Source organism: Shinella sp. GW821-FHT10F02, assembly GCF_058809275.1.
Genome location: NZ_JBXASL010000001.1, coordinates 904,341 through 928,365, shown reverse-complemented (window position 1 = coordinate 928,365; position 24,025 = coordinate 904,341). Strand labels below are relative to the sequence as shown.

Genomic DNA, 24,025 nt, shown 5'->3' with positions numbered 1-24,025 from the left:
CAGGTTGATGGCGGGATCTCCTCTTCCCGTTTACGAGAGGCGTCGTTTCGCCTTTCTCGCCAGGTAGTCGAAATTGACGACATATTGCTCGCGGCCATCGAGATTGGCGGTCAGGCTTGCAATATCGTCTGCGGCAAACTCCACGATCTCTCCGCCCATCGCAAGACAGAGAACCTGGTCGTGGCAGGCATTTTCCAGCGTCAGCGTGCGGATGACGGCCTCCTCGACCGAAACGCCGGTAACGGTCACGCCGTGGCCGCGCATCATCACAACCTTGTGACCGGCCAGCCCCCTGGCCACGCCGCGACCAGTCTCCGGCGAGCGGATCAGGTTGACGGTATCCTGATAATAGCCGAGCCCATCCGAAAAGGCGACGCAGGCCTGCGACACGATCTTCCACGGGCGCTCGGAGGAACACCAGATCGTCGCATATTTCGGATGGGAATGGATGACCGAATTGAGGTCCGGCCGCGCCTTGTAGATTTCCGAGTGGATGAAGACCTCGCTGTGGCGACGCCCGCCCCCGCCGACCTTCTCGCCGTCGAGGTTGCAGACCACGATGTTCTCCATCGTGATCTCCTCGAAGCCGAGACTGTGCGGCTTCATGAAGAACAGCGCGGGGTTTTCGGGATCGCGTATGGAAACATGGCCGCGGGTGAAATCGCCGAGATCGGCATCGCCGAGGATGAGGCCGGCTTCGATCAGCCGCTGTTTGACGTGCTGGCTCATGGGCAGCATGGAACTCCTGTGTGATGAAAAATGGGGTGAACCGCCGGAGGCTGGTTCAGAGCGCGAGCGTCAGGCGCGGGCTCTTCGAGCCGGAGCAGCAGATCATCATCGTGTCGCCGCGCTCCTTCTCCTCGTCGCTCAGCACCATGTCCTGGTGGTCGGGAACGCCGTCCAGCACGCGCACCTGACAGGCACCACAGATGCCCATCTCGCAGGAGAAATCCAGGCTGAAACCGGCATCGCGCAGGACGGTGAGAATGGACTGGCCCTTCGGCACCGCGAATTCCTGGCCGCTGTCGGCAAGCTCGATGACGAAGTCGCCGTCGAGTGCCGGCGCTTTTGCCGGCGCGAAACGTTCGAGATGGACCTGCTCCGGCGCAAGCGCGCTGGTGCGCGCCTCGAACGTATCAAGCATCGGCCCCGGCCCGCAGCAGTAGAAGTGCGAACCGGCCGGCGCGCGCTCGACGATGGTGCCGATATCGAGGAACCCTTCCGCTTCCGAATCGACATGGATGCGGGCCTTGGGAAGCGTGGAGATCACGTCCGAGAAGGCGACGTCGCGCCGGTCGCGACAGGCATAATGCACCTCGAAACTGCGGCCGAGTTCGGTGAGGCGCTGGGCCATCGACCAGATCGGCGTAATCCCGATGCCGCCCGCGATCAGCACGCTGTGGTCGACCGCCTCGTTGAGCGCGAAATTGTTGCGCGGCGCGCCGATCTTCAGCACCGAACCGACACGGACCATGTCGTGCAGACAGACCGATCCGCCGCGCCCGCCCGGATCGCGCTTGACGCCGATCGTATAGCGATTGCCGTTTTCGACCGGATGGACGAGAGAGTAGAGCCGGACCATGTCGTTGGGCAGATGCAGCGAGATATGGGCGCCGGCACCGGCCGGCGGCACATTGCTGCCATCGACGCTTTCGAACTCGAACAGGCTCGTTTCATGCGCCAGGTAGCGCACTGCGACAAGGCGCATCTCGATGGTTTTGGTGACGGTTATTTCCAACTCTCTCTCCCTGTCCGTGCTCGGCAACGATGGAAATCCTCCTGCCGGACACTGTTCTAGAACCGCTATTCGTTACTGCGGCGCAGATTGATCTGATCCAGCCGCGGCAGGCGGGGCCTCAGCCCATCGGCCGCATCCTTCAGAAGCGCGCGCGCCATGTTGATCCGCTCGTCCGTGAACCGGCCGATGAGCCCTGAAACCGAAAGCGAGCCTACCAATTCACCCGCCATATTGGTGATCGGCACGGCGACGGCCGCGAGATCCTCGTCACGCCCCCCCTTGGAGACGATGGACCCCGTCGTGCGCAGCTCGGCCGCGCTCGGATGGTCGGACGCGTCGCCGTAATGCGACAGCAGAACGCCGGCGGCGCCCGAGGTCAGCGGATGGCGCGTGCCCTCCTCCAGATGGTGGCGGGCGCTGCGCGGCGAATTCTCCCGGTAGAGGCAGACGCGTTCGCTGCCATCCGGCACATAAAAGGACGCGGTCTCCTGCGTCACAGACGTCAGGTGCCGCAGCACCGGGCGCACGACATCCTGCAGCGTGAACTGCGAGCGGCTGAGATCGCCGAGCCGGCGAAGCTCCGGCCCGAGCTGGTAGCGCCCGTCCACCCCGCGATCGAGGAAGCCTGTATGCAGCAGCGATCCGGCAAGCCGCAGGATCGTGCTCTTGTAGAGGCCCGAACGCTGCGCAAGTCCTGAGAGCGTCAGGGTCTCCCCCGGCTCGGAAAAGCACTGCAGCAAAGTTATCGCGCGTTCCACCGCTTCAACCCGATCCCTGCCTGCATCGATCTCGTCATTGCCTGCGTCCATTTTTGTCATTTAGCATTCCTCAATAATTCTGTCTAGCGAAACATGGTCTGCTTGACAGAACGATTTCCTCTGTTACATCTATCCCGGCAAGGCACGACGCCTTGGTTTCAGCAACGGCATAGCATGCGCGGGGCGTGGCATTCCACGCGGGGAGCGTCGTGCTGCCTTGGGTATCCGGCTCCGGACTCTTTCCTTCCGGTGCTCCGTGATTTTGGGAGAAGAAAATGCTCAGCAAGGAACAGAACGATCGCCTGACACAGGTGGGACCGGGTACGCCCTGCGGCGAACTCATGCGCCGCTACTGGATACCGATTGCGCCTTATGCGCAGCTTCTGGAAAATCCCGTGCGCAAGGTGCGCATCCTCGGCGAGGACCTCGTCCTCTACAAGGATACCAGCGGCGGCCTCGGCCTCATCGGCGACCGCTGCCTGCACCGCAACGTCGACCTGCAATTCGGCATTCCGGACAAATGCGGTCTGCGCTGTCCCTATCACGGCTGGCTGTTCGACGAGACCGGCAAATGCGTCGAGCGCCCGATGGAGGGTGCGCCGCAGGCCGAGATCAAGCAGAAGCTTAAGGGTTATCCGGTTCAGGAAATGGGCGGTCTCGTCTTCGCCTATATGGGGCCGCTGCCCGCACCCGACCTGCCGCGCTGGGACCTTTTCGTCTGGCCGAATTCGATCCGCCAGATCGGCCTCACCGTCATCGATTGCAACTGGCTGCAATGCCAGGAAAACACCGGCGACCCGACCCACAGCGCCTGGGCGCACGGCCATCTGTTCGAATACGAGCTGAGCCGCAACGGCAAGCTCGACGAGCGCAGCTCCGACAACCTGCACACGCTGCACCAGCGCAAGCGCGTCGGCGTCGGCATCAAGGAAATCTACGCCAGCCAGACCGAGCACGGCTTCCGCAAGGGCATCCGCTACTCCAAGGATCTTGGCGCCGATGCCGACAAGGACGTCGAACATTCGACCGTCATCTTCCCGTTCTACACCCAGACCGGCAAGACGGGCGCACCGCGCAGCGAATACCAGATCCGCGTGCCGATCGACGACACCCACACCTACCACATCTGCTACCAGTGTTACGCCGCCCCTCCCGGCGTCGAGGCGCCCGAGCAGGACGTGGTGCCCTACTACATCCCGCCGACGCATGACGACACCGGCCGGCCGATCCTCGACTATGTGCTGGCGCAGGACGCCATCGTCTGGGTCGCCCAGGGGCCGATCGCCGACCGCACGACGGAACTGCTCGGCCGGACCGACATTCCGATCGTCGTGCTGCGCCGGCAGCTGGACGAGCAGATCAAGCGTGTCGAGCAGGGTCTGGAGCCGATGAACTACTTCCAGAAGAGCCCGGACATCATTCACCCGCTCGGTTCGGCGCCCGACTACGACAAGCCGGAATCGCTCAACAAACATGGCTTCCGCAAATACTACCACAAGGGTTTTGCGAACGACGACGCGGACCGCTACGGCCCGCTGATCGAGACGGTCAAGGACCTGCACCGGGCCATCGAGGATTTCGAGATCAGGCGCGCCGAACAGCAGCGCGATCCCGCGCACGCCTGATCGAAACCGTCGATCCATGCCGCGCCCCACGCGCGCGGCATGGACTTTCGACCCTCAATGCCGGTCCCTCGGGCCGCGGAGCTTCACCATGTCAAGCAACACACGCGAGATCATCGATGCCGTCCTGAAGGTCGTCATCGACCAGGTGCCGACCATGACTGTTCGGGAAATCACCACGATCCCCGAACATCCGAAGGACGGCGACGCCGTGATCGCCAGGATCGACGTCTCCAACAACCGGCTCGTCTATTGCGAGATCGACGGCAATGGCAGCCTCTCTTCGGCCAGCGTCATCGACCTCAACGACCCGGACGAGGCACTGGACTAACCATGAAGATACGCCGTGTCGGTTCCACCGACCTCATGGTCTCCGAAATCGGTTTCGGCTGCGGCGGCAATGCCGGACTGATGATCAGGGGCGACGCCGCCGAACAGCGGCGCATCATTGCCCACGCGCTGGAAAGCGGCATCACCTATTTCGACAATGCCCCCGACTATGGCGACGGCCTGGCCGAGACCAATCTCGGCCAGGTCCTCAAGGAACTCGGCGCCACACCGGTCATCAACACCAAGGTGGAAATCCGCGCCGAAAACCTCGACGACATCGCGGACCATATCGTGCGCTCGGTGGAGGAGAGCCTTCGCCGCCTGCAGGTCGACAGCGTCGATATCGTGCAGATCCACAACGGCCCGGTGGCCGCACCGCCCCTCTTGGAAGGTGCCTACTACGCCACGCTCTGGCTTGAGGATTTCATGCGGCCCGGCGGCGTGCTGGACGGCGTGCGCCGTCTTCTGGAGAGCGGAAAGGCGCGCTACTCCGGCTTCATCTGCCGCGGCAATGACGCGGCCGAAGTCGGCACGCTCCTTCAGACTGGCCTCTTCCACCTCGTGAATACGCCCTACACGCTGCTCAATCCGACGGCTGGCCGCTTCAAGGCAGTAGGCATGACGGGTAACGACCACGGCAACGTGGTCGGCGAGGCCTCCGCCGCCGGCGCCGGTATCGCCGTCTTCAGCCCGCTTGCCGGCGGCCTGCTGACGGATAAGCTGCTCTCCGGTCAGCAGACCCATCCGCTCGCCCGGCAGAAGGATCACGCCAAGCTGGAGGCAAAGGGCGATCTCGCCCGCGCCCGACGGTTCCAGTCAATCGCCCGGGAGAGCGGCACCAGCCTCGCCGAACTCGCCTATCGCTTCATCCTGAGCGATCCCGGCGTCAGCACGCTCATCGGCGGGTTTTCCGATGCCGAACAGATCGATGCGGCCGTCGCCGCCGCATCGGCCGGACCACTCGATGTTGTCCAGTTCGAGTCCATTGAAAAAATCTGGTCGGCGGCCTAATGGCTGAAGTCCTTCCTGCTCGCTCAAGTGATTCCGCCTCCGTGCGCACCGATGACAATCCCAGCGTCAGTCTGTCGACCCTGTTCCTGGCCTGCCTCAAGCTCGGCCTGCTGAGCTTCGGTGGTGGGCTTTCCGGCTGGGTCTACCAGGATTTCGTCGTGCGCCGCCGCTGGATCAGCGATGAGGATTTCGCCAGCAGTTTCGCCATGGGGCAGATGCTGCCGGGCGGCAATGTCGCCAATCTCGTCGTCTGCCTCGGCGAGCAATTGCGCGGCCCGCTGGGCGCGGCGATGGCGGTCTTCGGCCTGCTGGTCGGCCCGTTCTTCGCGGTCATCGCCATGGCGACGCTGATCGGCAGCATTCCGCAGACCCAGTTGCTCGATATCGCGCTCGGCGGTGCTGCCGCGACCGCGATCGGATTCCTGATCAACCTGTGCTGGCGCGGCGTGCGGCGGGAAAGCGGCAATCCGGCCATGCTCGGCATCATCGCGGCCGTCGTCATCGGCGTCGGCGTGCTCAAACTTCACCTTCTGCTCGTCACGCTCTTCGTCGCACCGATCAGCATCGCGATTGCCTGGCGGCGGGGAAACAAGGATGCGTGACGATCACCTCGTCGGACTATTGGCCGTCTTCGTGCCCTTCTCGCTGATTTCCATCGGTGGCGGCATCAGCGTGCTGTCGGGCATCCAGCACGAGATCGTCGCGGTGCGCGGCTGGCTGACCGCACAGGATTTCGTGCAGCTCTTCGCCATTTCCCGCGCTTCGCCCGGCCCCGGCACCATGATCGCGACCCTGATCGGCTGGCAGATATCCGGCTGGCTCGGCGCCGTGGTGGCGACGCTCGCCTTCTTCCTGCCCTCCTCGCTGCTCTGCTACGGCGTCTTCCGCCTGTCGAATGCGCATCGCGAAAAAGCCTGGCACCGCGCCGTCCGCCAGGGCCTCGCCCCCGTCGGCACCGGCCTCGTCATCAGCTCCGTCATCGCCATCCTGCAACTCTCCGACGGCGGCCTCCTGACCCTCCTCCTCGCCGCCCTCTCCGCCATCGTCGTCGTCGTGGCACCCCGCGTGCCGGTCCCCTTGTACCTGCTCTGCGGCGCAGGGCTCGCCGTGCTTTACCACACGGCGATGCCCTAGAACGCTCAACTGCGCCCGCGCCCTCAATCACCACCTCGGCGCCAATAGGGGACGCAGAGGGAGGGGATGCCTCGCAGCATTGGGCGGAAGGGCATGACGGCGGTGTGTTCTCCGGCGATCCAGATGAAGCGGTCCGGCAAGGTTTTGAAGGCGGCTACTTCTGAGGAGAGCCTGGGCAGGAAGTCCGGGGCTTGTGGCGCTGCATGGCGGTAGAACCACTGCACTTCGACGTCTTGCGGAGTGTCGAGGGCGATCCTGTCCTCGGGGGTTTGGATTTCGAGGAGAACGCGGCCTTGGGCGTACCTCGGCATGCTTTCGGCGATGCGGGCGATGGCCGGCAGGGCGGTTTCGTCTCCGGCGAGCAAGTAGTTGCGTGCCGGCTTGATGCCGAGGCCGCAGGGGCCGGAGACGCCGCAGACCGTGCCGGGTTCTGCCCGGCGCGCGAAGTTGGAACCGGGGCCGTCGTCGTGGAGCACGAAATCGATGTCGAGCCAGCCGGCATCGGCGTCGATGCTGCGGATGGTGTAATAGCGCGTCTGGATTTCGGGATCCGTCGAGGCCGGCAGGTGCAGGCGGACGTGCAGGTTGTCGTTCGTCGCAAAATGGTGCAGGTCGCGGCCGGTGAAGCGGAGGCGCTGCATGGAGGGCGTCAGGCGCCGGGATGCCTGCACCTTGACGAGGCGGTACCCGCGCGGCTTTCTTTCGGTCATAGGCGTCTCCCGATCAGAAGCAGCAGGAATGGTCCCCCGACCACGGTCGCCAGCAGGCCGGCAGGGATCTGGTAGGGGAAGATGAGGTTACGGCCGAGCCATTCTGCGCCGAGCAGGATGGCGCCGCCGGCCAGTGCCGAGGCGAACAGATGGGCGGCCGGCCGCTGGAATCCGGCGAGGCGCGCGAGATGCGGCCCCATCAGCCCGGCGAAGCTGAGCGGCCCGACCAGGATGGTCGCCGCGGCGGTCAGGACTGCCGAAAAGATAAGAAGAATGGCGGTCGCGCTGCGAAGCGACACGCCCTGAGAGAGCGCCACGGTTTCACCGAGCGGCAGGATCTCCAGCCAGCGGCGCAGTAGCGCCCCGACGGCCAGTCCGGCAGCGAGGATGGCGACCGCGGCGATCGCTTCCTGCTCGCGCACCGCATAGGTCGAGCCAGACATCCAGGCAAGGAGCTGCTCGAGCCGCGGGTCCTGCGCGGCCATCAGGACGGCCATGACGAAGCCCGAAATCGAGCTCAGCGTCACGCCGATCAGCAGCAGGCGATCGCCCTGGAAGTCGCCTTTTCGGGCAAGCGCCATGATGAAGGCGAGCGTGATGCCGGCGCCGACGGCACCCGCCGAGATCTGCAATTCGCGCGATGCGGCCGTCGCCGACAGCGTCGCGGCGATGACGCCGAGCATGGCGCCGGAGGAGACGCCCAGCACTTCCGGCGAGCCGAGCGGATTGCCGGTCATGCGTTGCAGGATCGCGCCGGCAAGGGCGAGCATGGCGCCGCCGGCGATGGCCGCGACGGAGCGGATTGTGCGCATCGAATACAGCCCTTCGGGCGCCGCCATGACATGCCAGCCGGAGGGGCCGCGGCCGGCAAACACGGAGAGGAGAAGGGCGATAGCGAGCACGACGGCGGCCACGGCGATGACACTCCAGGGCCGCACCAGCCGCCGGGTTTCCGTCATTCCGGTCATCGCGGGCGGGGAGAGCGATTTCAGCCGGCGGACCAGCACGAGCAGCAGCGGCGCGCCCATCAGGGCGGTGACGGCGCCGGTGGGAAAGATGCGATAGGTCACCGGCAGGGCCTGGACGCATTGATCGGTGGCCACCAGCACCAGCGCGCCGAAGACGGCCGACCATATCATCTCGCGGCCGGGGCTACGGGCTCCGGTGGCGCGTGCCAGCGCCGGCACGGCAAGGCCGATGAAGCTGATGACGCCGACGGCGGCGGTGACGACCGCGATGATCACCGCGGCGACGAGCAGCGAGAGGAGGCGGAAGGCCTCGATGTTCAGGCCGAGGCTTCTGGCATTGCTGTCGTCGAGGGCCAGAAGTGCAAGCGGTCGCTGGATCAGCGCGGCCGCGGCGATTGCCACGAGAAGGCGGGGTGCGAGGAACAACACACCGGACCAATCCTGCTGGTCGAGATAACCGGCGCCCCAGAGATAGATGCCCGTCAGGAAATCGTGGTTGAACAGCATGAGCACGGCACTGGCGGCGCCGCAGTACAGGCTGACGATCATGCCCGAAAGCGTGACGGTCGCGGGCGACAGGCCCTTTCGCCAGGAAAGCCCCAGGATGGCCGCGAGCGCCAGCGCCGCACCGGCAAGCGCCACCCATTCCGCGGCGTTGCTGGCGGCGAGCGGAAACCACAGGGTTGCGACCGTCAGGGTGAGATAGGAGCCCGCGGAGACGCCGAGCGTCGCGGGCTCGGCCAGCGGATTGCGCAACACCCGTTGCAGGATCGAGCCGGCGATGCCGAGCGCCGCGCCCGCCATCAGCGCCACCACGATGCGTGGCAGCAGCGTATAGTGCAGCAGGATTTCCTCGGTCGCGCCGGCCTGCGGCGACACCACCGCCCAGATCGACACGTTGTCGGGCAATACGGACAGGATATTGCCACCGATCATGACGAGGCTGAACAGCGAGAGGCCGCACAGCATGACCGGGAGCATGGGATTTCGCGTCAAGCCCATGCGTCAGCCTTCCGCAGCGAGCGCCATGGAGGCGAGGCGCGCAAAACGGCTGGCGGAGGGCAGCCCGCCGTAGAAGAGCACATCGGGGACGCGCGCAACGCGGCCACTCCGGATGAACGGCAGGCTTGCGACGACCGGGGATGCCAGCAGTTTTTCCAAAGCGAGCGTGCTTGAATCGCCGACACAAAGCAGGCGGGCGTCCTTCTGCTGCGCCAGGCGGTCGGCCGTCACGGTCGTGTGCCCGTAAGCCGAGGTGAAACCCGTCCAGGCATTGACGATGCCGAACCGGTCGAGGACGCTTTGGAACAGACTGTTTTTGCCGAAGAGCAGCAGGCGGCGGCCGTCGATGACGGTGGCGATGAAGACGGGCCGGCCGTCATAATGGCGCAGGCGTTTTCGCGCCTCGTCCAGTTCCCGATCGAAGCCCTGCCGAAACAGGCGGTACGCGTCAACGCGCCCGAGACGTTGCGCGAGGCCCTGCAAGGCGGCGTCGCCCTTCACCACCGGGTCGGTTCCGTCGAAACCATCGGCGGAAAACATCGTAACGGGTGCGGCGGCCTCGATGCGTTCCCGCAGGCTCGTCAGGTCGTCACCCATCAGCACGAGATCAGGGGCGAGTTGCAGGACGAGTTCCAGGTTCGGCTCGGAGCGCAGGCCGAGGTCGAGCGTTGCCGGCGACATGGCCGGCTCGACGACCAGTGCCGCATAAAGCGCCCGCTCCGGCAGGGCCAGAGGGTTCACGCCGAGTGCGAGGAGGTTCTGAGCACTCGGCCAGTCAAGCGCCACGATCCGCTCCGGCCCGGCCGCCCGCGCAGGCGCACCGAGCCCGGCGAAAGCGAGCGCGCCGAGCAGCACCCGGCGCGTCAGCGCCGACCCCGGTGCCACGATCAGAACTGCTTCTGGATGGAAAACGCCACCGTGCGCGGCGCGCCGAGATAGTTGCTGGTCTGCCAGTATCCCTTGTTCGCCACATTGGTCACGGCAAGGCGCACCGTCAGCGGATCGCCGAACTGCGTGGTCGTGTAACGCAGGCCGAGATCGAAGGTGGTGAACGACGGCAGGCGATCGGTGTTGGCGTCATCGGCCCATTGTTTGCCGGTATGCTGCACACCGGCGGTCAGGAAGAACCCCTCGACCGAGGGCAACTCGTATTCCGCATAGACCTTGGCAAGTACCGCCGCGACATTCGTCGGATCGTTGCCCGCGAACTCGCCGCCCTTCACCTCGGTGTCCAGAAGCGTGAGGCCGCCGAGCACCGTCAGGTTGTCCGTGACATTGCCGGTCGCGGTGAACTCGATGCCGCGATGGTTCTGGCGGCCGTCCTGCGTGTAGACATTGTCGCCGTTGGTGAATTCGTAGGCCTTCTCGATGTCGAACAGCGCCGCCGTCAGCAGCACGTCGCCGACCTCCGCCTTGATGCCGAATTCCTTCTGGGTGCTCACCATCGGCGCCATGATCGCGCCGGAATTCGTCGTGCCGTCCGGCGCCACGCCGCCCTGTTCGAGGCCCTCGATATAGCTGCCATAGATCGAGATGGAGGGCGTGGCCTTGAAGATCAGCGACACGGAGGGCGACAGGCGTCCCTCGTCATAGACGGGCGACGAAAGCCCGCCTTCGCTGTCATAGCCGGAGGCGTAGATCTTGCTGTAGCTCGCGCCCACCAGCGCGCTCCAGCGCTCGTTGAAGTCGATCTGGTCGCCGAGCACGAAGCTCTCGTTCTTCACGCGGCCGGCATAATAGAAATCGGTGTCGTCCCTGGGGAAGAGCGGCCGCGGCAGGTGGGTCGGCGTCGTCAGCGGAAACGGGCCGATCCAGCCCGTATTGGGATTGTACGACGTGCTCCAGGACCTGTCGGAAAACATCTGGTAGCCAACCGTCACCTTGTGGCTGATCGATCCGGTATCGAAGACGAAGTCGCCGAAGAGCTGCGCGGCGTCGAACTCGTTTTTCGTGCGGCCGGAATGGATGCCGATCTGGGTATATTCCCCCGGCACCTCCACCGAGTTCATGATGTGGTCCTGCACGGGACGAGCGACGAATTCTTTCGAATAAGCACCGCGGATGGTGATCGCGTCGTTGACCTCATAGGTCGCCTTGAGCTGGACCTTCTTCTTCTCGAACTCGTCGCGGATCCATTTCTGCCCCCAGTTCTTCTCCGGATCGGGAACGACGTCGTGGGGGATGGCGAAATACCAGTAGGTCGACGGGTTTTCGGTCTTGTACCTGCCGTAGGAGGCGTTCAGCTCCAGCTTGAGCTGGTCCGTCACCTGCCAGTCGAAGGCGCCGCTGATCAGGCCGCGATTGATGTTCTGGTCGTCGATGGCGGTGTCGCCCGCCTGCTTGACGACGTTGATGCGGTAGCCGAACAGCCCCTCCGCGTCGATCGGGCCGCCGAAATCGCCGTGCACGTAACCCTGCTCGCCGCCATAGCTGCCGAGCGTGATGCTGTTGTAACGCTCGTCCGTCGGCCGCTTGCTGACATAGTTGATCATGCCGCCGGGCGCGGAGGCGCCGTATAGAAATCCGGACAGGCCATTGAGGATCTCGATGCGCTCCACGTCCTCCAGCGAGGTCGCGTGGCTGTAGGAGCGCCGCAACCCGTCCTGAGCGGAATCATAGGTCGTGAAGCCACGGATATTGACCATGGGCGACCAGCCGCTGATCTGCGGCGTGGAGGTGCGCGTCGAGGGGTTGAGCCGGAAGACATCGTCCGGCGACTGCGCCTGGATGTTCTGCAAAAGCTCGCGCGGCATGACGCTCACGGCAAAGGGCGTGTCCTTCAGGGAAAGCCCGTCGAGCAGGCCAAGGCCGGAGATCATCTCGGCCTTGTATCCGGCGGAAGCCAGGCCGTCGTTCTGCAGGATCGCGGTGGCGTCGCCATCGACGACGACGCGCTCCAGCGTCGTTGCCGTGTTCGTCACGGCGCCGACCTCGGTCGTGTCCATCTGCGGATCGGAAATCGCGATCGTCGAGCCGTAGGGATAGGCATAGACCAGTCCCGAGCCCTGGAGGATCTTGTCCAGGGCGACCTTGCGCGTCATCGCGCCGGAGGCGCCCTGCGTGCGCTTGCGGGCGGCGACCGAAGGAATATAGGTCACCTGCACGCCCGCCTGCCGGCTGAATGCCGCAAGGGCGCTGCTGAGCGGGCCTGCCTCCACCGAGTAGGATTTCACGGGATCGTCCTCGGCGCGAAGCCCCGGGGCGAAGGCGGCCGAGAGGCACGCACCCGCCAGAAGCGTTGCCAGAAGGCCCTTCCCCGTTGAATTTCCACTGCTCTTGCGAACGTCCCGTCTCATGCGTCTACCCCAGGCATATGTCCAACCACGCCGCGTCAAAACTCGGCCTCATCGTTGAAACGAAGTTGGTGCGCGGGTTTTCGGTGATTTTTCGAAAATTCTTCAGACCGAGGAAATGATCGTCAGATAGGGGGAAATCTGGCGGACCTTGCCGCCATAGGGATGCACGACCGCGCGCAGTGCGGCGATCGGATTGCTGAGGTCGAAGGCCCCGCTGATGTTTGCCCGACCGAGCGCCGGATTGGCGAGGATGGTGCGCCCCGGCTGCCAGCGGGCAATCTTGGCGACGACGGCGCCGATCGGTTCGTTGTCGGCAAACATCAGGCCCTGGCGCCAGGCGGCGATCTGCGCCTTGTCGCGCGCACCCCGCACGATCGCACGGCCCTCGCCGCCGAGCCGTGCCCATTCGCCATCGAGAAGCTCGACGACCTCACCATTCTCGACGCCCGCAAATCGCACGTCCATGCGGCCCTGGTCCACGCCGACATTGACGAAATCGTCGTCGATGCTGATATCGAAGGACGGCCCTGCACCTGTAGAAAGCACAGGCCCCGATCCGACCTCGAAGGACCGCGCCGCATCCTCGGCAATCTCGAAATAGCCCATGCCGCGCAAAAGGTCCGCACGGCGCACCCTGTCGGAGACATGGAAGGCCATGGCGCTTTCCGGGCCGAGCGTCACCGCACTGCCATCCGAAAGCACGACGCGGCGGATTTCCGCCGTGCTCGTCAGGTAGTCGGCCTTCGCCTGCACGATGAGTTCGGGTCCGCCGGTCGCGGCCGCCGTCGCGACAACCAGCCCGCCGACGATGAGTTTCCGGCGCGACAGCCGTGCCGGCCCCTGCTCCGCCTTGCGCTGGCCGTCGAGCACCTTACCGGTCATGCCGAAGATCTCGCCGGCCTCCTGCCAAGCCAGTTCATGCTCGGGGCTGCGCAGCCGCCAACCCTGCGCCAGCTCGATGGCCACGGGGTTGTTCGGTTCGTTCTGCAGCCGGATCATGTGATCGACGGCTTCGTCGAACAACCTGTCCCTGTCTGTCGCTGGTCCGGTCATGGTGGTCCCATGGATATGGCGTCGCGGTAGCGCTACCCTGAATGGTGTAACGCAGCAACCGCTGTCAATTTCGCTGGAAGCGCTCAGATTTCCTTGAGCCGGTCGCGCACATGCCGGTAGGCATCGCGGATCAGCGACCAGGTCTGCGTGGTGGAAAGGCCGACCAGCGGGCCGATTTCGGCAATCGACAGCCCATCGAGCCGGTGTAGCTCGAATGCCTTGCGCGTGCGCTCCGGAAGTTCGGCAAGCGCCCTTGCCGAGGCTAGCAGCCGCTGCTTGTCATAGAGCGCCCGTTCGGCAGAGGGCCGCGGATCGGCCACCGCCTCCACAATATCCTCCCCGATCGAAAGGAACGGGGCCGAGCGCGCCCGCCGCTCGAAATCCGTCGCCAGATTGCGCGACACCTGGAACAGGTAGGCCCGCGGATTGTCGTCGACGCCGCGCGGAGACGCCGTCATCGCCCGCAGGAACGTATCCTGCGTCAGGTCGGCCGCGTTGTCTTCCGACAGCCCCCGACGGCGCAGCGACCGTTTCAATTCCTGCGCATGGCGCTTGAAAAGATTATGAATATCCCATGCCATTCAAGGCTGGCCCCCAGCGGCAAGCGTCTTAACTTGCGTTCGATACTCATGTTTAAGACGATCAACATCATCTTTCAACTCCATATCGCGCGCAAAACCGCTGGAACGTCAGCCTTTCACTTCCACTCGTAGGATTTTTCGGCGCGCCACGGCCGCTCGACCACGAAAGCCGAGGAATCACCGGCCTGCGAGACATAGTGCAGCGCATCCGCTTCATCGTTGAAGGCGACGAACACCATCAGCGTCGAGCGCGTGACCGGTTGACCCTTCTTGCGATAGGAGAAATTGACGGCGCAGTGGGGATATTGCGTGTCCGCTTCCACGCGAGCGCCCGCTTCACCGGTCAGGGCGACGAACTCGCCGAGGGCGAAAAACCGGTCGATCGCGGCAAAGGCCGTGGCCTGGGAAATCTGCTGGTTGGCTCCGGTTGTGCCGGAGCGGCCGTAGTACAGGCTGTCCGTCTGGCCTTTCCGCCGTCGCGTCTCGTAGACGACGAGATTGCCTGCCGCGGCCAATTCAAAACGGGCGGTATAGGTCTGAAATCGTTCAGGATATCGATCCAGCTCCGCGAAGAGGCTTTTCAACTCGGCAATGTAGTCTGCGTATAATGCGACGGTCATGGCGCCTCACCCGTGCTGTCTCGTTCAAAAGTGCGGCCTGCCCTAGCATGCGCCGGCCGGGGGCGACACTGCTTTCCGTGCCGAAGCCGCCGCCGATCAATGCCGGGCAATCACAACCTTTCGACGAAGTGAAACATTCGAGGAACGAATGGTTGACGCGGCGGCGCAGGCAGGATACAAGGGCGCATCGAATTTGCTTGCTGAGCTTTGGTTATCGCGCGCCTAACGCCGCGCCCTGAACGAACTTCCTTTCAAAATCGCTATCATCATCCGCGGCGCCCTGGCGCAGCGGTCTCTCAATGTTGCTATGAAAGGGTTCATCATGACCACTGGCACAGTTAAATGGTTCAATTCCACCAAGGGCTTCGGCTTCATTCAGCCTGACAATGGCGATGCGGACGCATTCGTTCACATCTCCGCCGTCGAGCGTGCAGGCATGCGCGAACTCGTCGAAGGCCAGAAGGTTGCCTTCGACCTGGAGCGCGACAAGAAGTCCGGCAAGATGTCGGCCTGCAATCTCCAGGCTGCCTAAGCGGTTTGTGCTTCCCTTTGACCACGGATGTACTGGCACTGCCGGAAGCACGGTAACCATGCGAGGCCAGGCGATTTGCCTGGCCTTTTTAATTTCCGCTCGTTCACGAGCCCAGGATCGGACATCTCATGACCGAAAAATTCAGCCCATCGCGCCAGAAGGCGGAGGCTGCCTTCAGCAATCTCCAGACGCCGTTCTTCGCCAAAGCCGAGGCAGCCGAAGAGCTTGCCTCCATCACCCAGTCACGCGAGGCTAAGACCTTGCGGCTTCGCGAAGCCCGCCTTGCCAAGGAATTGAAGGACCGCGTCTCGGCGACGTCCGCCCTTCTCGCCAAGCGCGCGGCCGCGAAATGACCCTTTCGGCAACCCTCACAGTCAGGACACGAATTTGAAAAACGCCAGAGACAACCAGCTTACCGACCGCCGCAGTGCGGCCGCAGAGGCGAAAGCCGCTCAACTGGAGGCCTTCCGGGCCGCCCGCGCCGCATCCGAACCCGCCCAGGCCGCACGCCAGGCGGAACGCGCTGCCATCTCCGCAGCCCGCGAAGAGCGCCGCCTTGAGCGCGACCGCATCAAGCAGGAAGAACAGGCCCGCATCGCGAGCGAAGCCGCCGAGCGCGAAGCCGCTGCCCAGGCTGAGGCGAGAGCCGAGACGGAAGCGCGTGAAATCGCCGAAAAGGCCCGGGTCGCCCGCGTCATCGAAGACGAAGCGGCACGCAAGGCCGAACGCGACCTGCGTTATGCCGCCCGCAAAGCCAGACGCGGATAAATCCTGGTGCGCCTTCCTGCGCACCAAGGACGAATGGACGTGCTAAATCGCCTTGCCGAGCAAGTGTAAGGCGAGCACCGCTCGACATCCTCCCGGTAAGGATGGCACAACCCAATCGGCCCAGAAAAGGAATCAATCATGGCAACCACGCCGCGCAGACACGTCAATCCGAAAGACGCCGCAGAGGCACTGTTCAAGCCGATCAAGAAAGTCGCAGCACCTGCGGTCGAACGGCCTGCCATTCCCAACACCAAGGAACTCGTTTCGCTGAAGATCGACGCCGATGTGCTGGCGCATTTTCAGGCGGACGGACCCGGCTGGCAGGATCGCATGAACGATACCCTGCGCGCCGCCATGAAGCAGGCGACCGGCAGCTAAATCCGAGGCCGGTCACCACCCGTCATTCAATACCCGGCCTCTTTCTGGTGCCGGAAGGCCAGCACGTAGACCGCATCGTCGGCCGGTTCGTGGCGATAGAGCGCGACATAGCCGGAATCGCCGAAGGCGATCACCAGTTCGCGCAGTTCCGGCAGATCGGGGAACGGGCGGCCGATATCCGGCTTTGCTTCCAACAGCAGGAATTGCCGCTCGATGGCCTGGCCGGCGCGCCGCGTCGCTTCCGGCGCCTTTGCGGCCAGGAACTGGCGGCAGCGCTCAAGGCCCTGCGCGGCCCCTTCCGTAACGATCAGTCGTGGCACTCGGGCACGGCCTTTTCGTTCTCAGTGCCCCAGGTGTTCAGCCAGGTGCGGGCCTCCGCACCGCTCAGGTGCCGGCCGGTTTCCTGATAGGCCGCCCAGGACGACAAAGCCTCTTGCTTGAAGCTCTCGCGTGCTTCCTCGCGCTCGACATATTGCTGGATCGCCTCCAGCATGATCCAGTGCGGCGAACGACGGCGCTGGCTGGCAAGCTGCTGCACGCGGCTTTTCAATCCATCGTCGATCTTCAGGGATGTCGCCATGGCTGCACCTCTTATCACAGAGTAATACCTCGTGATACTATAGCCCCTCGCTCCCCTCCTGTCGACTCGTGCTCCGGACTCAGAGAGGCGTTTACGAGAAGGTGCGGCCGCCGTTTACGGTCAGGCGCTGGCCGGTGATGAAACGCGCGCGATCCGAAGCGAGGAACGCCACCGCGTGGGCAATGTCTTCCGGCGAACCAAAACGCTTCATCGGGACCTGGTCGAGATAACGCTGCTTTCGTTCCGGTGTCATCCCGGCGTGGCGCTCGACGGGGATCCAACCGGGAGACACCATGTTGACGGTGATGTTCTGGTCCGCCAGTTCCCGCGCCCAGGAGCGTGTCGCGGCGAGAAGCGCGCCCTTGGCGGCGACGTAGTGCCCTGCCTTGGCATTGCCGAGGTCGACGACCTCGGAGCCGATATTGACGACGGCGCCCCGCCCCCGCGCGCGCCATCCGGGCAACAGGAGTTTTAGCAGCTCGAAGGGCGCCTTGAGGGCGAAATCGAGCTGTTGGGCGTAGTGCGACCAATCCTGCTCCTCGAAGGAAAGCTCCGGTTGCGGGCCGGTCGCATTGTTGATCAGCACGGCGATCGGGCCAAGCGTCGCCGCGATAGCCTCGACGCCGGCGGCGCGCGCATCGGCGTCACAGATGTCAAACCGGAATTTTTCCGCGCGGCCGCCGTGCTCCACGATATCGTTGACGACGACCGTCGCCCCGCTATCGTCGCTCGAATAGTTGACCGCGACGGCCCAGCCCTCCCTGGCCATCGCCCTGGCAATTGCCGCACCCAGGCCGCGGGAGGCGCCGGTCACCAGCGCGGTTTCGGGCATGGGAGACATCACAGCAGCGACCGCTCGGTTTCCGCGTCGAAGACATGCAGCTTCTGCGGCTCGACGGAAAGGTCGAGGATGTCTCCGCCGGTTGCCGCCAACCGGCCGTTTACGATGACGGAAATTTCCGGATTGGTCGCAGACGTCAGAAGCGTTGTCGATCCCGGCACCTCGATCGACCCGACCGGCAGGCGCACCTGTCCCTCGCCCGGCGGGCAAATCGTCCAATGCTCCGGGCGCACGCCGATCACGACGCGTCGGCCGGGCTCCAGCGCACTGTTGATGGAAAGGGCGGGGTTCGAGGGAAGGTCGAGCCGGACCGATCGGCCGTCGTCGTTCACCGTTGCCTCGATGAAGTTCATCGCGGGCGATCCGATGAAGCCGGCGACGAAACGGTTGCACGGCCTGTCATAAAGGTCGAGTGGCGATCCCTGTTGTTCGATGACGCCATCCCGCATGACCACGACGATATCGGCCATGGTCATCGCCTCGACCTGGTCGTGGGTGACGTAGACGGAGGTCGCGCCCAGCCGGTCGTGCAGCGCCCGGACTTCCTTGCGCATGCGCACGCGCAGCGCCGCATCGAGGTTCGAAAGCGGTTCGTCGAACAGGAAGGCCTTGGGGTTGCGAATGATCGCCCGCCCCATGGCGACGCGCTGGCGCTGGCCGCCGGACAGTTCGCGCGGATAGCGGTGCAGCAGCGCGGTAAGGCCGACCGTGGCCGCCACATCCTCCGCCCGCTTTTGCGCCTCGGCCTTGGAGACGCCCTTCAGGCGCAGCGAATAGGTCAGGTTTTTCAACACCGACATATGCGGATAGAGCGCGTAGCTCTGGAAGACCATGGCGATGTCGCGCAGACGCGGCGGCACCTGGTTCACCGTCTCCCCCTTTATCTTCAGCGTGCCGCCGGTAATCGTCTCGAGCCCCGCAAGCGATCGCAGCAGCGTGGACTTGCCGCAGCCGGACGGGCCGACCAGGGCGACGAACGTCCCCTGGGGAATATCGAGATTGATATCCCTCAGCGCATGATAAGCGCCGTAATGCTTGTTCACGTTGGTAAGCTGGATCTGCAAGTTCATTTGATGGCTCCTTCCGTCAGTCCGCTGACGATCCGGCGCTGAAGCAGCACGAAGAGGGCGAGAATGGGGGCTATGTAGATGACGGCATAGGCCATGATGCCGGGCCAGTCGTTCATGTTCGGTCCCATGAAGGATTGCAGGCCGACGGTCGCGGGCTGGAACTCGCGCTGCGAGATCAGCGACCGCGCGTAGACATATTCGCCGAACGACTGCAGGAAGACGAGGACCGAGGTGACGAGGATGCCGTTGCGTGCCAGCGGCAGCATGATGTTGACGAAGGCGCCGAGACGAGAGTGGCCGTCGAGAAGGGCCGCCTCCTCCAGGTCCTTCGGCAGTTGCACGAAGGTCGCCCGGCAAAGAACGATGTAGAACGGCAGCGACTTGGCCGCCTGCGCGAGGATCACGGCAAGCCGCGGCGTCTCCATGAGCCCGGTCTGGCTGAACGCCACGAAGATCGGCGTCGCCATGAGCGAGGACGGAAGCACCTGCATCATGAGGATCGAGAAGAGCGCCGCATCGATCGCAAGCCCGCGAACCCGGGCGAGCGCATAGGCGCAGCCCGTTCCCAGCAGCACGACGATCGCGGTGCTTCCGGCGGCGATGATCAGGGAGTTTATCAGGAACCGCCCCATCTGGAGGTCCACCCAGACCTGGGCAAACCGGACATTCGGCTCGTGCGGAAAGAATGTCGGGGGATAGGCGAAGATCTCGGCACTGTCCTTCAGCGCCGTGATGAACATCCAGTAGAGCGGGAAGAGATAGATGGCGACCAGGACGATGCCGGCGGCACAGAGTGCATATTTTTTCATGGTCGCCTCTAGTTGATCTGTTCCGACCGCGTCGACAGCGTGTAGGTGGCCGCGACTGCGACGACGAGCACGATGAGGAGCACCGAAATGGCACTGCCGCTCGATATGTCGTAGGTCTGGAAGGAGAACTGCCAGGACCAGTATTGCATGACGTTGGACGAGTTCGACGGCCCGCCCTGCGTCAGCGCGGCGAAGAGATCGAACTGCTGCATCGTGAAAATCACACCGAGCGAGACGACGGCGGCGAGATGCGTGCGCATCAGGGGCAGCGTGATCGTCAGGAACCGCCGGAAGGCGCCTGCCCCGTCGAGTTCGGCCGCCTCGTATATGTCGTGCGGTATCGAGGCGAGGCCCACGGACAGCAGGATCATGTTGAACGGGATGCCGACCCAGATATTGGCGATGATGATCGAATACAGGGAATAGGCGGGATCGGAGAGCCAGAAGATGTTTCCGCTGATGACGCCGAGCGACCGCAGCACATAGTTGAGCACGCCGAAATCGCCCGCGAGAATCCAGTTCCAGATGGCGCCCGTGACAAGGCCCGGCATGATCCAGCCGGCGAGAAACAGCCCGCGCATATAGCTGGAGCCCGGGAAATCCTGGGCAAACAGCAATGCCAGCCCGAAGCCGAGCACGATCTGCATCAGCACCGAGATGCCGACGAAGAAGGCCGTGTTCTTCAGGATCGGCCAGAAGGACGGGTTTGCGAAGATCGCCGTGTAGTTCTGCAGGCCGACGAAGGGCCGGTCGAAGCTGGCGATCGAGAAGATGTCGACCGTCTGGAACGACATGATGATGTTGTAGAAAAGCGGGAAAGCCGAAAAGATCAGCAGATAGGCCATTCCCGCCCAAATCAGCACGATGTGCATGCCGATGCCGTCGCGCATCGAATTGAAGAGACGGGTCATGAATATCCTCCCGTAATTCGTAGGGCTCGGCGGCGCACCAGCAGTGCGCCGCCGAGCTATATCTTAGAGAACACCGTCGATCGTCGACTGCGCCTCGGCAAGAGCCGATGCGGCATCCTGCTGTCCCGTCAAGGTGGTCTGGATCGCCCGCTGGATGGCCTGCGAAATCCGGCGCCATTCCGCATGCGGCCCGCGGTTGCGCGCATATTTCATGCTTTCCTCGAACACCGCATACATGACCGGCGCATTCGGGTTGGCAACCTCCACCTTCGAGGCCGGCAGCAGCCCGAACTCGTTCCACGAACGCGGCATCTGCGAATAGAGATATTCGACGAAGGCGAACGCGGCTTCGGGATGCTTGGTGCTCTTCAGGATGACCGTGTCGCCTTCTCCGAGCGCCGATGCACGCGTGGCGCCGGCCTCCGGAACCGGGAGGAACGTCACCCGGTAGTCGAACTTCGCCTGCTTGACGAGACGGGGAACCTCCCAGTTGCCCGAGATCGCCATCGCCGCGCTGCCGGCGATGAAGGTCGACATGGAATCAGACTGGCTTCGCACCAGCGTATCCGGCGACGCCAGTTTTTCATCCAGCAGGCGCTTCCAGAATTCCAGCGCTTTCTTCGCACCCTCGGTGTTGACGTTGTTGAAGTCGCTTCCCGTCATCTGCACCCAGGGCAGGAACTGGAAGGTGCCGGATTCGGTCGCCACGGCGGAGAATGCAATGCCGTAGACATTGTTTTCAGCGTGCGTCAGCGCCGTCGCGGCCTTGTAGAGCTCGTCCCAGGTCTGCGGCGGCTTGTCCGGATCGAGCCCGGCGGCGCGGAACATGTCAGCATTGTAGTAGAGCGCCAGCGTGCTCGCGCCGCGTGGGATGCCGTAGATCCCGCCTTCATAGGTGACCGACGCGCGCGGACCGGGATAGATGTCGTCGACCTTGATGACCTTTGACTTTTCGATAAGCGGATTGAGATCGAGCAACAGGTCACGCGAGGCGAACAGGGCAACCTCGGGGTTGTCGATATGAGTGATGTCCGGGCCGGAATTGGTCGCCACCGCCCTTGCCAGGTCGTTGACCATGTCCTCGAACTGAACGGTGCGAAGATTGATCTTCACCTCCGGATGCAGCTTCATGTATTCGTCGGCCATGACGTAGTGGTACTCACCGGGATCGTCGATCGTCCAGAGATTGAGTTCCACCGCCTCCTGCGCAATGGCTAGGGTGGGCAGGGCAAACATCGCCATTCCGGCGGCCATTCTGCTGAGATAGTTCATTTCCAGTCCTCCTCTTGATTTTGATTGGTGGTCGCCCTCCTCCGGGCGGTTCACGTCCAGACGGGATCGGCTCGATACAAGCCGCCCCGGCATTCCTTGAGATATTCGAGAGCCCGCGCCTGACCGGTCATTTCCAGCGCGTCGCGGTAGACGGGGTCATGTCGACCCTCGATGTCGATGGTGCCGGTCCACCCGGCCAGGCGCAGTTCCGAGATGATGTCCGTCCAGTTGCAATCGCCGAAGCCCGGCGTGCGCATGAAGACGAACTTCTCCTTGCCGAAGATCCCGTGTTCGCGGATCACATCCCAGCGGATGGTCGCGTCCTTGCCGTGCACATGGAAAATCTTCGGCGCCCATTTGCGGATCTGCGGCAGGGGGTCGATGAGATAGACCATCTGGTGGCAGGGCTCCCATTCGAGCCCCAGATTGTCATCCGGCGTTTCGTTGAACATCATCTCCCAGGCATCCGGCGTGTGGGCGATGTTCCAGTCGCCGGTCGTCCAGTTGCCGTCCATCGCGCAATTTTCAAAGGCGATCCGAATGCCGCGGTCTGCCGCGTATTTTGCAAGCTCGCTCCAGACTTCCCTGTAGCGCGGCAGGCTTTCGGGGATCGGGCGATTGCGGATGCGGCCGGTAAAGGTTCCGATGCAATCGGCACCGAAATGATGCGCATTGTCGATGCAGCGCTTGAGGCTTTCGATGCTCTCAAGGTCGTCCGGCCCCGTTTCAAGGAAGTTGCCGAACATGCCGAGCGTGGAGATCGTGATGTCGCGATCACCGATGGCGTCGCGGCAGCGCTTGCCGAGATCCGCGAGGTCGACGCCGCCGAGCGTTTGCCAGAAATAGGGCTGGAAGCTTTCGAAACCCCAATCGGCAAGGCTGGCGATGCGGTTGGCGACATCGCCACTGGCGGCGCGGACCATCGTGCCGATGCGGATGTTCTTGACGGGATCGCTCATCACGTTTCTTTCTCGATTTCGATGTTCATGCGGGTGCCCGCCTTCGCGCTGTCGATAGCGGCGAAAACCATGGCGAGGCTGTTGATATTGTCGGTGGCGGCCGTTTCCGGCGCCGTGCCGGTTTCCAGCGCCTCCAGAAAGTCCGCGATCACGCTGGCATGGCCTTCGGTGCGGCGTGCTTCCGGCGCCGGTGGAATTTCGACGGGTGCGAGATCGCGAAACTGGCCCGTGCCGCCGGTGACGACATGGGCGGAAAACCCATCATGGCCGTCCCAGAGCAGCGTGCCCTTGGTGCCGACGAAGCGCCAGCTGCCCTCCCAGCTCGTGTTCGCGCCCTCCGCCGCCCAACTGCCGCGATAGGTGAAGACGACGTCGTCGCTCATCCGGAACAGCGCATTGGCCGCCGCACCATGCCTGTACCAGGAGCCGGGCGGGTTGCTTTCCTCGCAATAGACCGAAAGCGGCGTCTTGCCCGACATGAAGCGGGCGGCATCCAGCGTGTGGATCGCCATGTCGAGAAGCAGCACATGTTGCATCTCTTCACGGAAGCCGCCGAAATGCGCGCCGACGAAAAAGTCGCAGTGCAGCGCCGTCAGCCTGCCGATGCCGCCTTCGCGCAGGAAGCGCTCGATGCGCCGCACACCGTCAACGAACCGGCGGTTCTGGACGACGGCATGAACCCTTTGCGCCTGCGCCGCAGCGGCGATGAGGTGGCGGGCTTCTTCGAGAGAAGAGGCCATGGGCTTTTCGCTGAGGACGTGGCAACCGTGCCGAAGCCCCGTCTCGACGACGGTCCGGCGTGCGGCGGGCACCACCACGTCAAAGAGAATGTCGGGCTTCGTCGCGGCAAGCACGCTGTCCAAGTCCGTGCCAATCATGGCATCGGGAAAACGGAACTGTTCCGCACGACTGCGCGCCGCCGCTTCGTCGATATCCACAAGTCCGACGATTTCCACGCGGCCCTTCACATAGGGGCTTTCGTTGACGGCGCCGAGCCATTTGCGGGCCATCGACCCGCAGCCGACGAGCACCGCACTGAAGGGTTTTGTTGGTGGGTTCACAGTTTTACCAGTCATAATATG

General features: G+C 63.8%; 28 protein-coding genes. 9 read left to right on the top strand and 19 right to left on the bottom strand.

The window, feature by feature from the left end; genetic code table 11:
* Positions 1 to 30: 30 nt before the first annotated feature.
* From AC1RWL_RS04325 to AC1RWL_RS04315, 3 genes are all read right to left on the bottom strand, one after another.
* The gene (locus AC1RWL_RS04325) at positions 31 to 729 is read right to left on the bottom strand and encodes a class II aldolase/adducin family protein (RefSeq protein ID WP_493093078.1); all 699 of its coding nucleotides are present in this window, start codon (positions 727 to 729) and stop codon (positions 31 to 33) included.
* 55 nt (positions 730 to 784) lie between these two features.
* Positions 785 to 1,738 carry a PDR/VanB family oxidoreductase gene (locus AC1RWL_RS04320; RefSeq protein WP_493093079.1) on the bottom strand — a complete coding sequence of 318 codons (954 nt, stop codon included), beginning with the start codon at positions 1,736 to 1,738 and terminating at the stop codon, positions 785 to 787.
* A 65-nt stretch (positions 1,739 to 1,803) separates the two neighbouring features.
* Positions 1,804 to 2,556 (bottom strand): IclR family transcriptional regulator, encoded by a 753-nt coding sequence (locus AC1RWL_RS04315; RefSeq protein ID WP_493093081.1) that lies wholly within the window; start codon positions 2,554 to 2,556, stop codon positions 1,804 to 1,806.
* Positions 2,557 to 2,771: 215 nt separating this feature from the next.
* Between AC1RWL_RS04315 and AC1RWL_RS04310 the strand changes: the two genes are divergently transcribed.
* The 5 genes from AC1RWL_RS04310 (at position 2,772) to AC1RWL_RS04290 (ending at position 6,593) form a co-directional block, all read left to right on the top strand.
* A complete protein-coding gene (locus tag AC1RWL_RS04310; protein ID WP_493093082.1) occupies positions 2,772 to 4,121 on the top strand; it encodes a Rieske 2Fe-2S domain-containing protein in 1,350 nt (449 codons plus the stop codon).
* 88 nt (positions 4,122 to 4,209) lie between these two features.
* Entirely contained in the window at positions 4,210 to 4,449 is a 240-nt protein-coding gene (locus AC1RWL_RS04305; RefSeq protein ID WP_256114785.1) for a hypothetical protein, read from the top strand.
* 2 nt (positions 4,450 to 4,451) lie between these two features.
* The gene (locus AC1RWL_RS04300; RefSeq protein WP_493093083.1) at positions 4,452 to 5,459 is read left to right on the top strand and encodes an aldo/keto reductase; all 1,008 of its coding nucleotides are present in this window, start codon (positions 4,452 to 4,454) and stop codon (positions 5,457 to 5,459) included.
* Positions 5,459 to 6,061, top strand: a complete 603-nt coding sequence (locus tag AC1RWL_RS04295; protein ID WP_493158233.1) for a chromate transporter — start codon at positions 5,459 to 5,461, stop codon at positions 6,059 to 6,061. The genes AC1RWL_RS04300 and AC1RWL_RS04295 overlap by 1 nt, the downstream gene beginning before the upstream one ends.
* Positions 6,054 to 6,593, top strand: coding sequence for a chromate transporter (locus AC1RWL_RS04290; protein WP_439622574.1), 540 nt, complete (start codon positions 6,054 to 6,056; stop codon positions 6,591 to 6,593). The genes AC1RWL_RS04295 and AC1RWL_RS04290 overlap by 8 nt, the downstream gene beginning before the upstream one ends.
* A 23-nt stretch (positions 6,594 to 6,616) precedes the next feature.
* On the opposite strand, the gene AC1RWL_RS04285 is transcribed toward AC1RWL_RS04290, so the two are convergent.
* From AC1RWL_RS04285 to AC1RWL_RS04255, 7 genes are all read right to left on the bottom strand, one after another.
* Positions 6,617 to 7,303 carry a siderophore-interacting protein gene (locus AC1RWL_RS04285; protein ID WP_493093085.1) on the bottom strand — a complete coding sequence of 229 codons (687 nt, stop codon included), beginning with the start codon at positions 7,301 to 7,303 and terminating at the stop codon, positions 6,617 to 6,619.
* The gene (gene fhuB, locus AC1RWL_RS04280) at positions 7,300 to 9,252 is read right to left on the bottom strand and encodes a Fe(3+)-hydroxamate ABC transporter permease FhuB (RefSeq protein ID WP_493158231.1); all 1,953 of its coding nucleotides are present in this window, start codon (positions 9,250 to 9,252) and stop codon (positions 7,300 to 7,302) included. The genes AC1RWL_RS04285 and fhuB overlap by 4 nt, the downstream gene beginning before the upstream one ends.
* A gap of 24 nt (positions 9,253 to 9,276) precedes the next feature.
* Positions 9,277 to 10,158: an ABC transporter substrate-binding protein gene (locus AC1RWL_RS04275; protein WP_493093087.1), complete on the bottom strand. Its 882-nt coding sequence runs from the start codon at positions 10,156 to 10,158 to the stop codon at positions 9,277 to 9,279.
* 2 nt (positions 10,159 to 10,160) lie between these two features.
* Positions 10,161 to 12,569, bottom strand: a complete 2,409-nt coding sequence (locus tag AC1RWL_RS04270; protein WP_493093088.1) for a TonB-dependent receptor — start codon at positions 12,567 to 12,569, stop codon at positions 10,161 to 10,163.
* Between the two features lie 102 nt (positions 12,570 to 12,671).
* Entirely contained in the window at positions 12,672 to 13,622 is a 951-nt protein-coding gene (locus AC1RWL_RS04265; RefSeq protein WP_493093089.1) for a FecR family protein, read from the bottom strand.
* Between the two features lie 83 nt (positions 13,623 to 13,705).
* A complete protein-coding gene (locus AC1RWL_RS04260; protein ID WP_256114794.1) occupies positions 13,706 to 14,203 on the bottom strand; it encodes an RNA polymerase sigma factor in 498 nt (165 codons plus the stop codon).
* Between the two features lie 116 nt (positions 14,204 to 14,319).
* On the bottom strand, positions 14,320 to 14,823 hold the full coding sequence (locus tag AC1RWL_RS04255) for a hypothetical protein (RefSeq protein ID WP_493093090.1): 504 nt from the start codon (positions 14,821 to 14,823) through the stop codon (positions 14,320 to 14,322).
* Between the two features lie 322 nt (positions 14,824 to 15,145).
* Between AC1RWL_RS04255 and AC1RWL_RS04250 the strand changes: the two genes are divergently transcribed.
* The 4 genes from AC1RWL_RS04250 (at position 15,146) to AC1RWL_RS04235 (ending at position 16,501) form a co-directional block, all read left to right on the top strand.
* Complete coding sequence (locus AC1RWL_RS04250) at positions 15,146 to 15,355, top strand: cold-shock protein (RefSeq protein WP_256114797.1); 210 nt, start codon at positions 15,146 to 15,148, stop codon at positions 15,353 to 15,355.
* A gap of 128 nt (positions 15,356 to 15,483) precedes the next feature.
* Positions 15,484 to 15,708 carry a hypothetical protein gene (locus AC1RWL_RS04245; RefSeq protein WP_256114798.1) on the top strand — a complete coding sequence of 75 codons (225 nt, stop codon included), beginning with the start codon at positions 15,484 to 15,486 and terminating at the stop codon, positions 15,706 to 15,708.
* A 34-nt stretch (positions 15,709 to 15,742) separates the two neighbouring features.
* Positions 15,743 to 16,123, top strand: coding sequence for a DUF6481 family protein (locus AC1RWL_RS04240; protein WP_256114800.1), 381 nt, complete (start codon positions 15,743 to 15,745; stop codon positions 16,121 to 16,123).
* Positions 16,124 to 16,261: 138 nt separating this feature from the next.
* Positions 16,262 to 16,501 (top strand): BrnA antitoxin family protein, encoded by a 240-nt coding sequence (locus AC1RWL_RS04235; RefSeq protein ID WP_435264728.1) that lies wholly within the window; start codon positions 16,262 to 16,264, stop codon positions 16,499 to 16,501.
* Positions 16,502 to 16,527: 26 nt separating this feature from the next.
* Here the strand turns inward: AC1RWL_RS04235 and AC1RWL_RS04230 are convergent, their stop codons facing one another.
* From AC1RWL_RS04230 to AC1RWL_RS04190, 9 genes are all read right to left on the bottom strand, one after another.
* Complete coding sequence (locus AC1RWL_RS04230; protein ID WP_493093091.1) at positions 16,528 to 16,821, bottom strand: type II toxin-antitoxin system RelE/ParE family toxin; 294 nt, start codon at positions 16,819 to 16,821, stop codon at positions 16,528 to 16,530.
* Entirely contained in the window at positions 16,809 to 17,081 is a 273-nt protein-coding gene (locus tag AC1RWL_RS04225) for a CopG family ribbon-helix-helix protein (protein WP_493093092.1), read from the bottom strand. The genes AC1RWL_RS04230 and AC1RWL_RS04225 overlap by 13 nt, the downstream gene beginning before the upstream one ends.
* Positions 17,082 to 17,172: 91 nt before the next feature.
* Positions 17,173 to 17,913, bottom strand: a complete 741-nt coding sequence (locus tag AC1RWL_RS04220) for an SDR family oxidoreductase (protein WP_493093093.1) — start codon at positions 17,911 to 17,913, stop codon at positions 17,173 to 17,175.
* 8 nt (positions 17,914 to 17,921) lie between these two features.
* Positions 17,922 to 18,992, bottom strand: a complete 1,071-nt coding sequence (locus AC1RWL_RS04215) for an ABC transporter ATP-binding protein (protein ID WP_493093094.1) — start codon at positions 18,990 to 18,992, stop codon at positions 17,922 to 17,924.
* Entirely contained in the window at positions 18,989 to 19,801 is an 813-nt protein-coding gene (locus tag AC1RWL_RS04210) for a carbohydrate ABC transporter permease (RefSeq protein ID WP_439622597.1), read from the bottom strand. The genes AC1RWL_RS04215 and AC1RWL_RS04210 overlap by 4 nt, the downstream gene beginning before the upstream one ends.
* 8 nt (positions 19,802 to 19,809) lie before the next feature.
* Positions 19,810 to 20,712: a carbohydrate ABC transporter permease gene (locus tag AC1RWL_RS04205; RefSeq protein ID WP_439622599.1), complete on the bottom strand. Its 903-nt coding sequence runs from the start codon at positions 20,710 to 20,712 to the stop codon at positions 19,810 to 19,812.
* 63 nt (positions 20,713 to 20,775) lie between these two features.
* Positions 20,776 to 21,984 carry an ABC transporter substrate-binding protein gene (locus tag AC1RWL_RS04200; protein WP_493093095.1) on the bottom strand — a complete coding sequence of 403 codons (1,209 nt, stop codon included), beginning with the start codon at positions 21,982 to 21,984 and terminating at the stop codon, positions 20,776 to 20,778.
* A 50-nt stretch (positions 21,985 to 22,034) separates the two neighbouring features.
* Positions 22,035 to 22,943: a sugar phosphate isomerase/epimerase family protein gene (locus AC1RWL_RS04195; protein WP_493093096.1), complete on the bottom strand. Its 909-nt coding sequence runs from the start codon at positions 22,941 to 22,943 to the stop codon at positions 22,035 to 22,037.
* Positions 22,943 to 24,019 (bottom strand): Gfo/Idh/MocA family protein, encoded by a 1,077-nt coding sequence (locus AC1RWL_RS04190; RefSeq protein WP_493093097.1) that lies wholly within the window; start codon positions 24,017 to 24,019, stop codon positions 22,943 to 22,945. Before AC1RWL_RS04190 ends, AC1RWL_RS04195 begins: the two co-directional genes overlap by 1 nt.
* Positions 24,020 to 24,025 lie beyond the last annotated feature (6 nt).

Excerpts from the sequence above, each read along its gene's own strand:
- AC1RWL_RS04215 (WP_493093094.1), bottom strand. The coding sequence starts at position 18,992 with ATGAACTTGCAGATCCAGCTTACCAACGTGAACAAGCATTACGGCGCT.
- AC1RWL_RS04305 (WP_256114785.1), top strand. The coding sequence starts at position 4,210 with ATGTCAAGCAACACACGCGAGATCATCGATGCCGTCCTGAAGGTCGTC.
- AC1RWL_RS04205 (WP_439622599.1), bottom strand. The coding sequence starts at position 20,712 with ATGACCCGTCTCTTCAATTCGATGCGCGACGGCATCGGCATGCACATC.
- AC1RWL_RS04290 (WP_439622574.1), top strand. The coding sequence starts at position 6,054 with ATGCGTGACGATCACCTCGTCGGACTATTGGCCGTCTTCGTGCCCTTC.
- AC1RWL_RS04300 (WP_493093083.1), top strand. The coding sequence starts at position 4,452 with ATGAAGATACGCCGTGTCGGTTCCACCGACCTCATGGTCTCCGAAATC.
- AC1RWL_RS04195 (WP_493093096.1), bottom strand. The coding sequence starts at position 22,943 with ATGAGCGATCCCGTCAAGAACATCCGCATCGGCACGATGGTCCGCGCC.
- AC1RWL_RS04315 (WP_493093081.1), bottom strand. The coding sequence starts at position 2,556 with ATGACAAAAATGGACGCAGGCAATGACGAGATCGATGCAGGCAGGGAT.
- AC1RWL_RS04310 (WP_493093082.1), top strand. The coding sequence starts at position 2,772 with ATGCTCAGCAAGGAACAGAACGATCGCCTGACACAGGTGGGACCGGGT.
- AC1RWL_RS04225 (WP_493093092.1), bottom strand. The coding sequence starts at position 17,081 with ATGGCGACATCCCTGAAGATCGACGATGGATTGAAAAGCCGCGTGCAG.
- AC1RWL_RS04255 (WP_493093090.1), bottom strand. The coding sequence starts at position 14,823 with ATGACCGTCGCATTATACGCAGACTACATTGCCGAGTTGAAAAGCCTC.
- AC1RWL_RS04250 (WP_256114797.1), top strand. The coding sequence starts at position 15,146 with ATGACCACTGGCACAGTTAAATGGTTCAATTCCACCAAGGGCTTCGGC.
- AC1RWL_RS04270 (WP_493093088.1), bottom strand. The coding sequence starts at position 12,569 with ATGAGACGGGACGTTCGCAAGAGCAGTGGAAATTCAACGGGGAAGGGC.
- AC1RWL_RS04325 (WP_493093078.1), bottom strand. The coding sequence starts at position 729 with ATGAGCCAGCACGTCAAACAGCGGCTGATCGAAGCCGGCCTCATCCTC.
- AC1RWL_RS04295 (WP_493158233.1), top strand. The coding sequence starts at position 5,459 with ATGGCTGAAGTCCTTCCTGCTCGCTCAAGTGATTCCGCCTCCGTGCGC.
- AC1RWL_RS04210 (WP_439622597.1), bottom strand. The coding sequence starts at position 19,801 with ATGAAAAAATATGCACTCTGTGCCGCCGGCATCGTCCTGGTCGCCATC.
- AC1RWL_RS04190 (WP_493093097.1), bottom strand. The coding sequence starts at position 24,019 with ATGACTGGTAAAACTGTGAACCCACCAACAAAACCCTTCAGTGCGGTG.
- AC1RWL_RS04200 (WP_493093095.1), bottom strand. The coding sequence starts at position 21,984 with ATGAACTATCTCAGCAGAATGGCCGCCGGAATGGCGATGTTTGCCCTG.
- AC1RWL_RS04265 (WP_493093089.1), bottom strand. The coding sequence starts at position 13,622 with ATGACCGGACCAGCGACAGACAGGGACAGGTTGTTCGACGAAGCCGTC.
- AC1RWL_RS04235 (WP_435264728.1), top strand. The coding sequence starts at position 16,262 with ATGGCAACCACGCCGCGCAGACACGTCAATCCGAAAGACGCCGCAGAG.
- AC1RWL_RS04260 (WP_256114794.1), bottom strand. The coding sequence starts at position 14,203 with ATGGCATGGGATATTCATAATCTTTTCAAGCGCCATGCGCAGGAATTG.
- AC1RWL_RS04285 (WP_493093085.1), bottom strand. The coding sequence starts at position 7,303 with ATGACCGAAAGAAAGCCGCGCGGGTACCGCCTCGTCAAGGTGCAGGCA.
- AC1RWL_RS04220 (WP_493093093.1), bottom strand. The coding sequence starts at position 17,913 with ATGCCCGAAACCGCGCTGGTGACCGGCGCCTCCCGCGGCCTGGGTGCG.
- AC1RWL_RS04245 (WP_256114798.1), top strand. The coding sequence starts at position 15,484 with ATGACCGAAAAATTCAGCCCATCGCGCCAGAAGGCGGAGGCTGCCTTC.
- fhuB (WP_493158231.1), bottom strand. The coding sequence starts at position 9,252 with ATGCTCCCGGTCATGCTGTGCGGCCTCTCGCTGTTCAGCCTCGTCATG.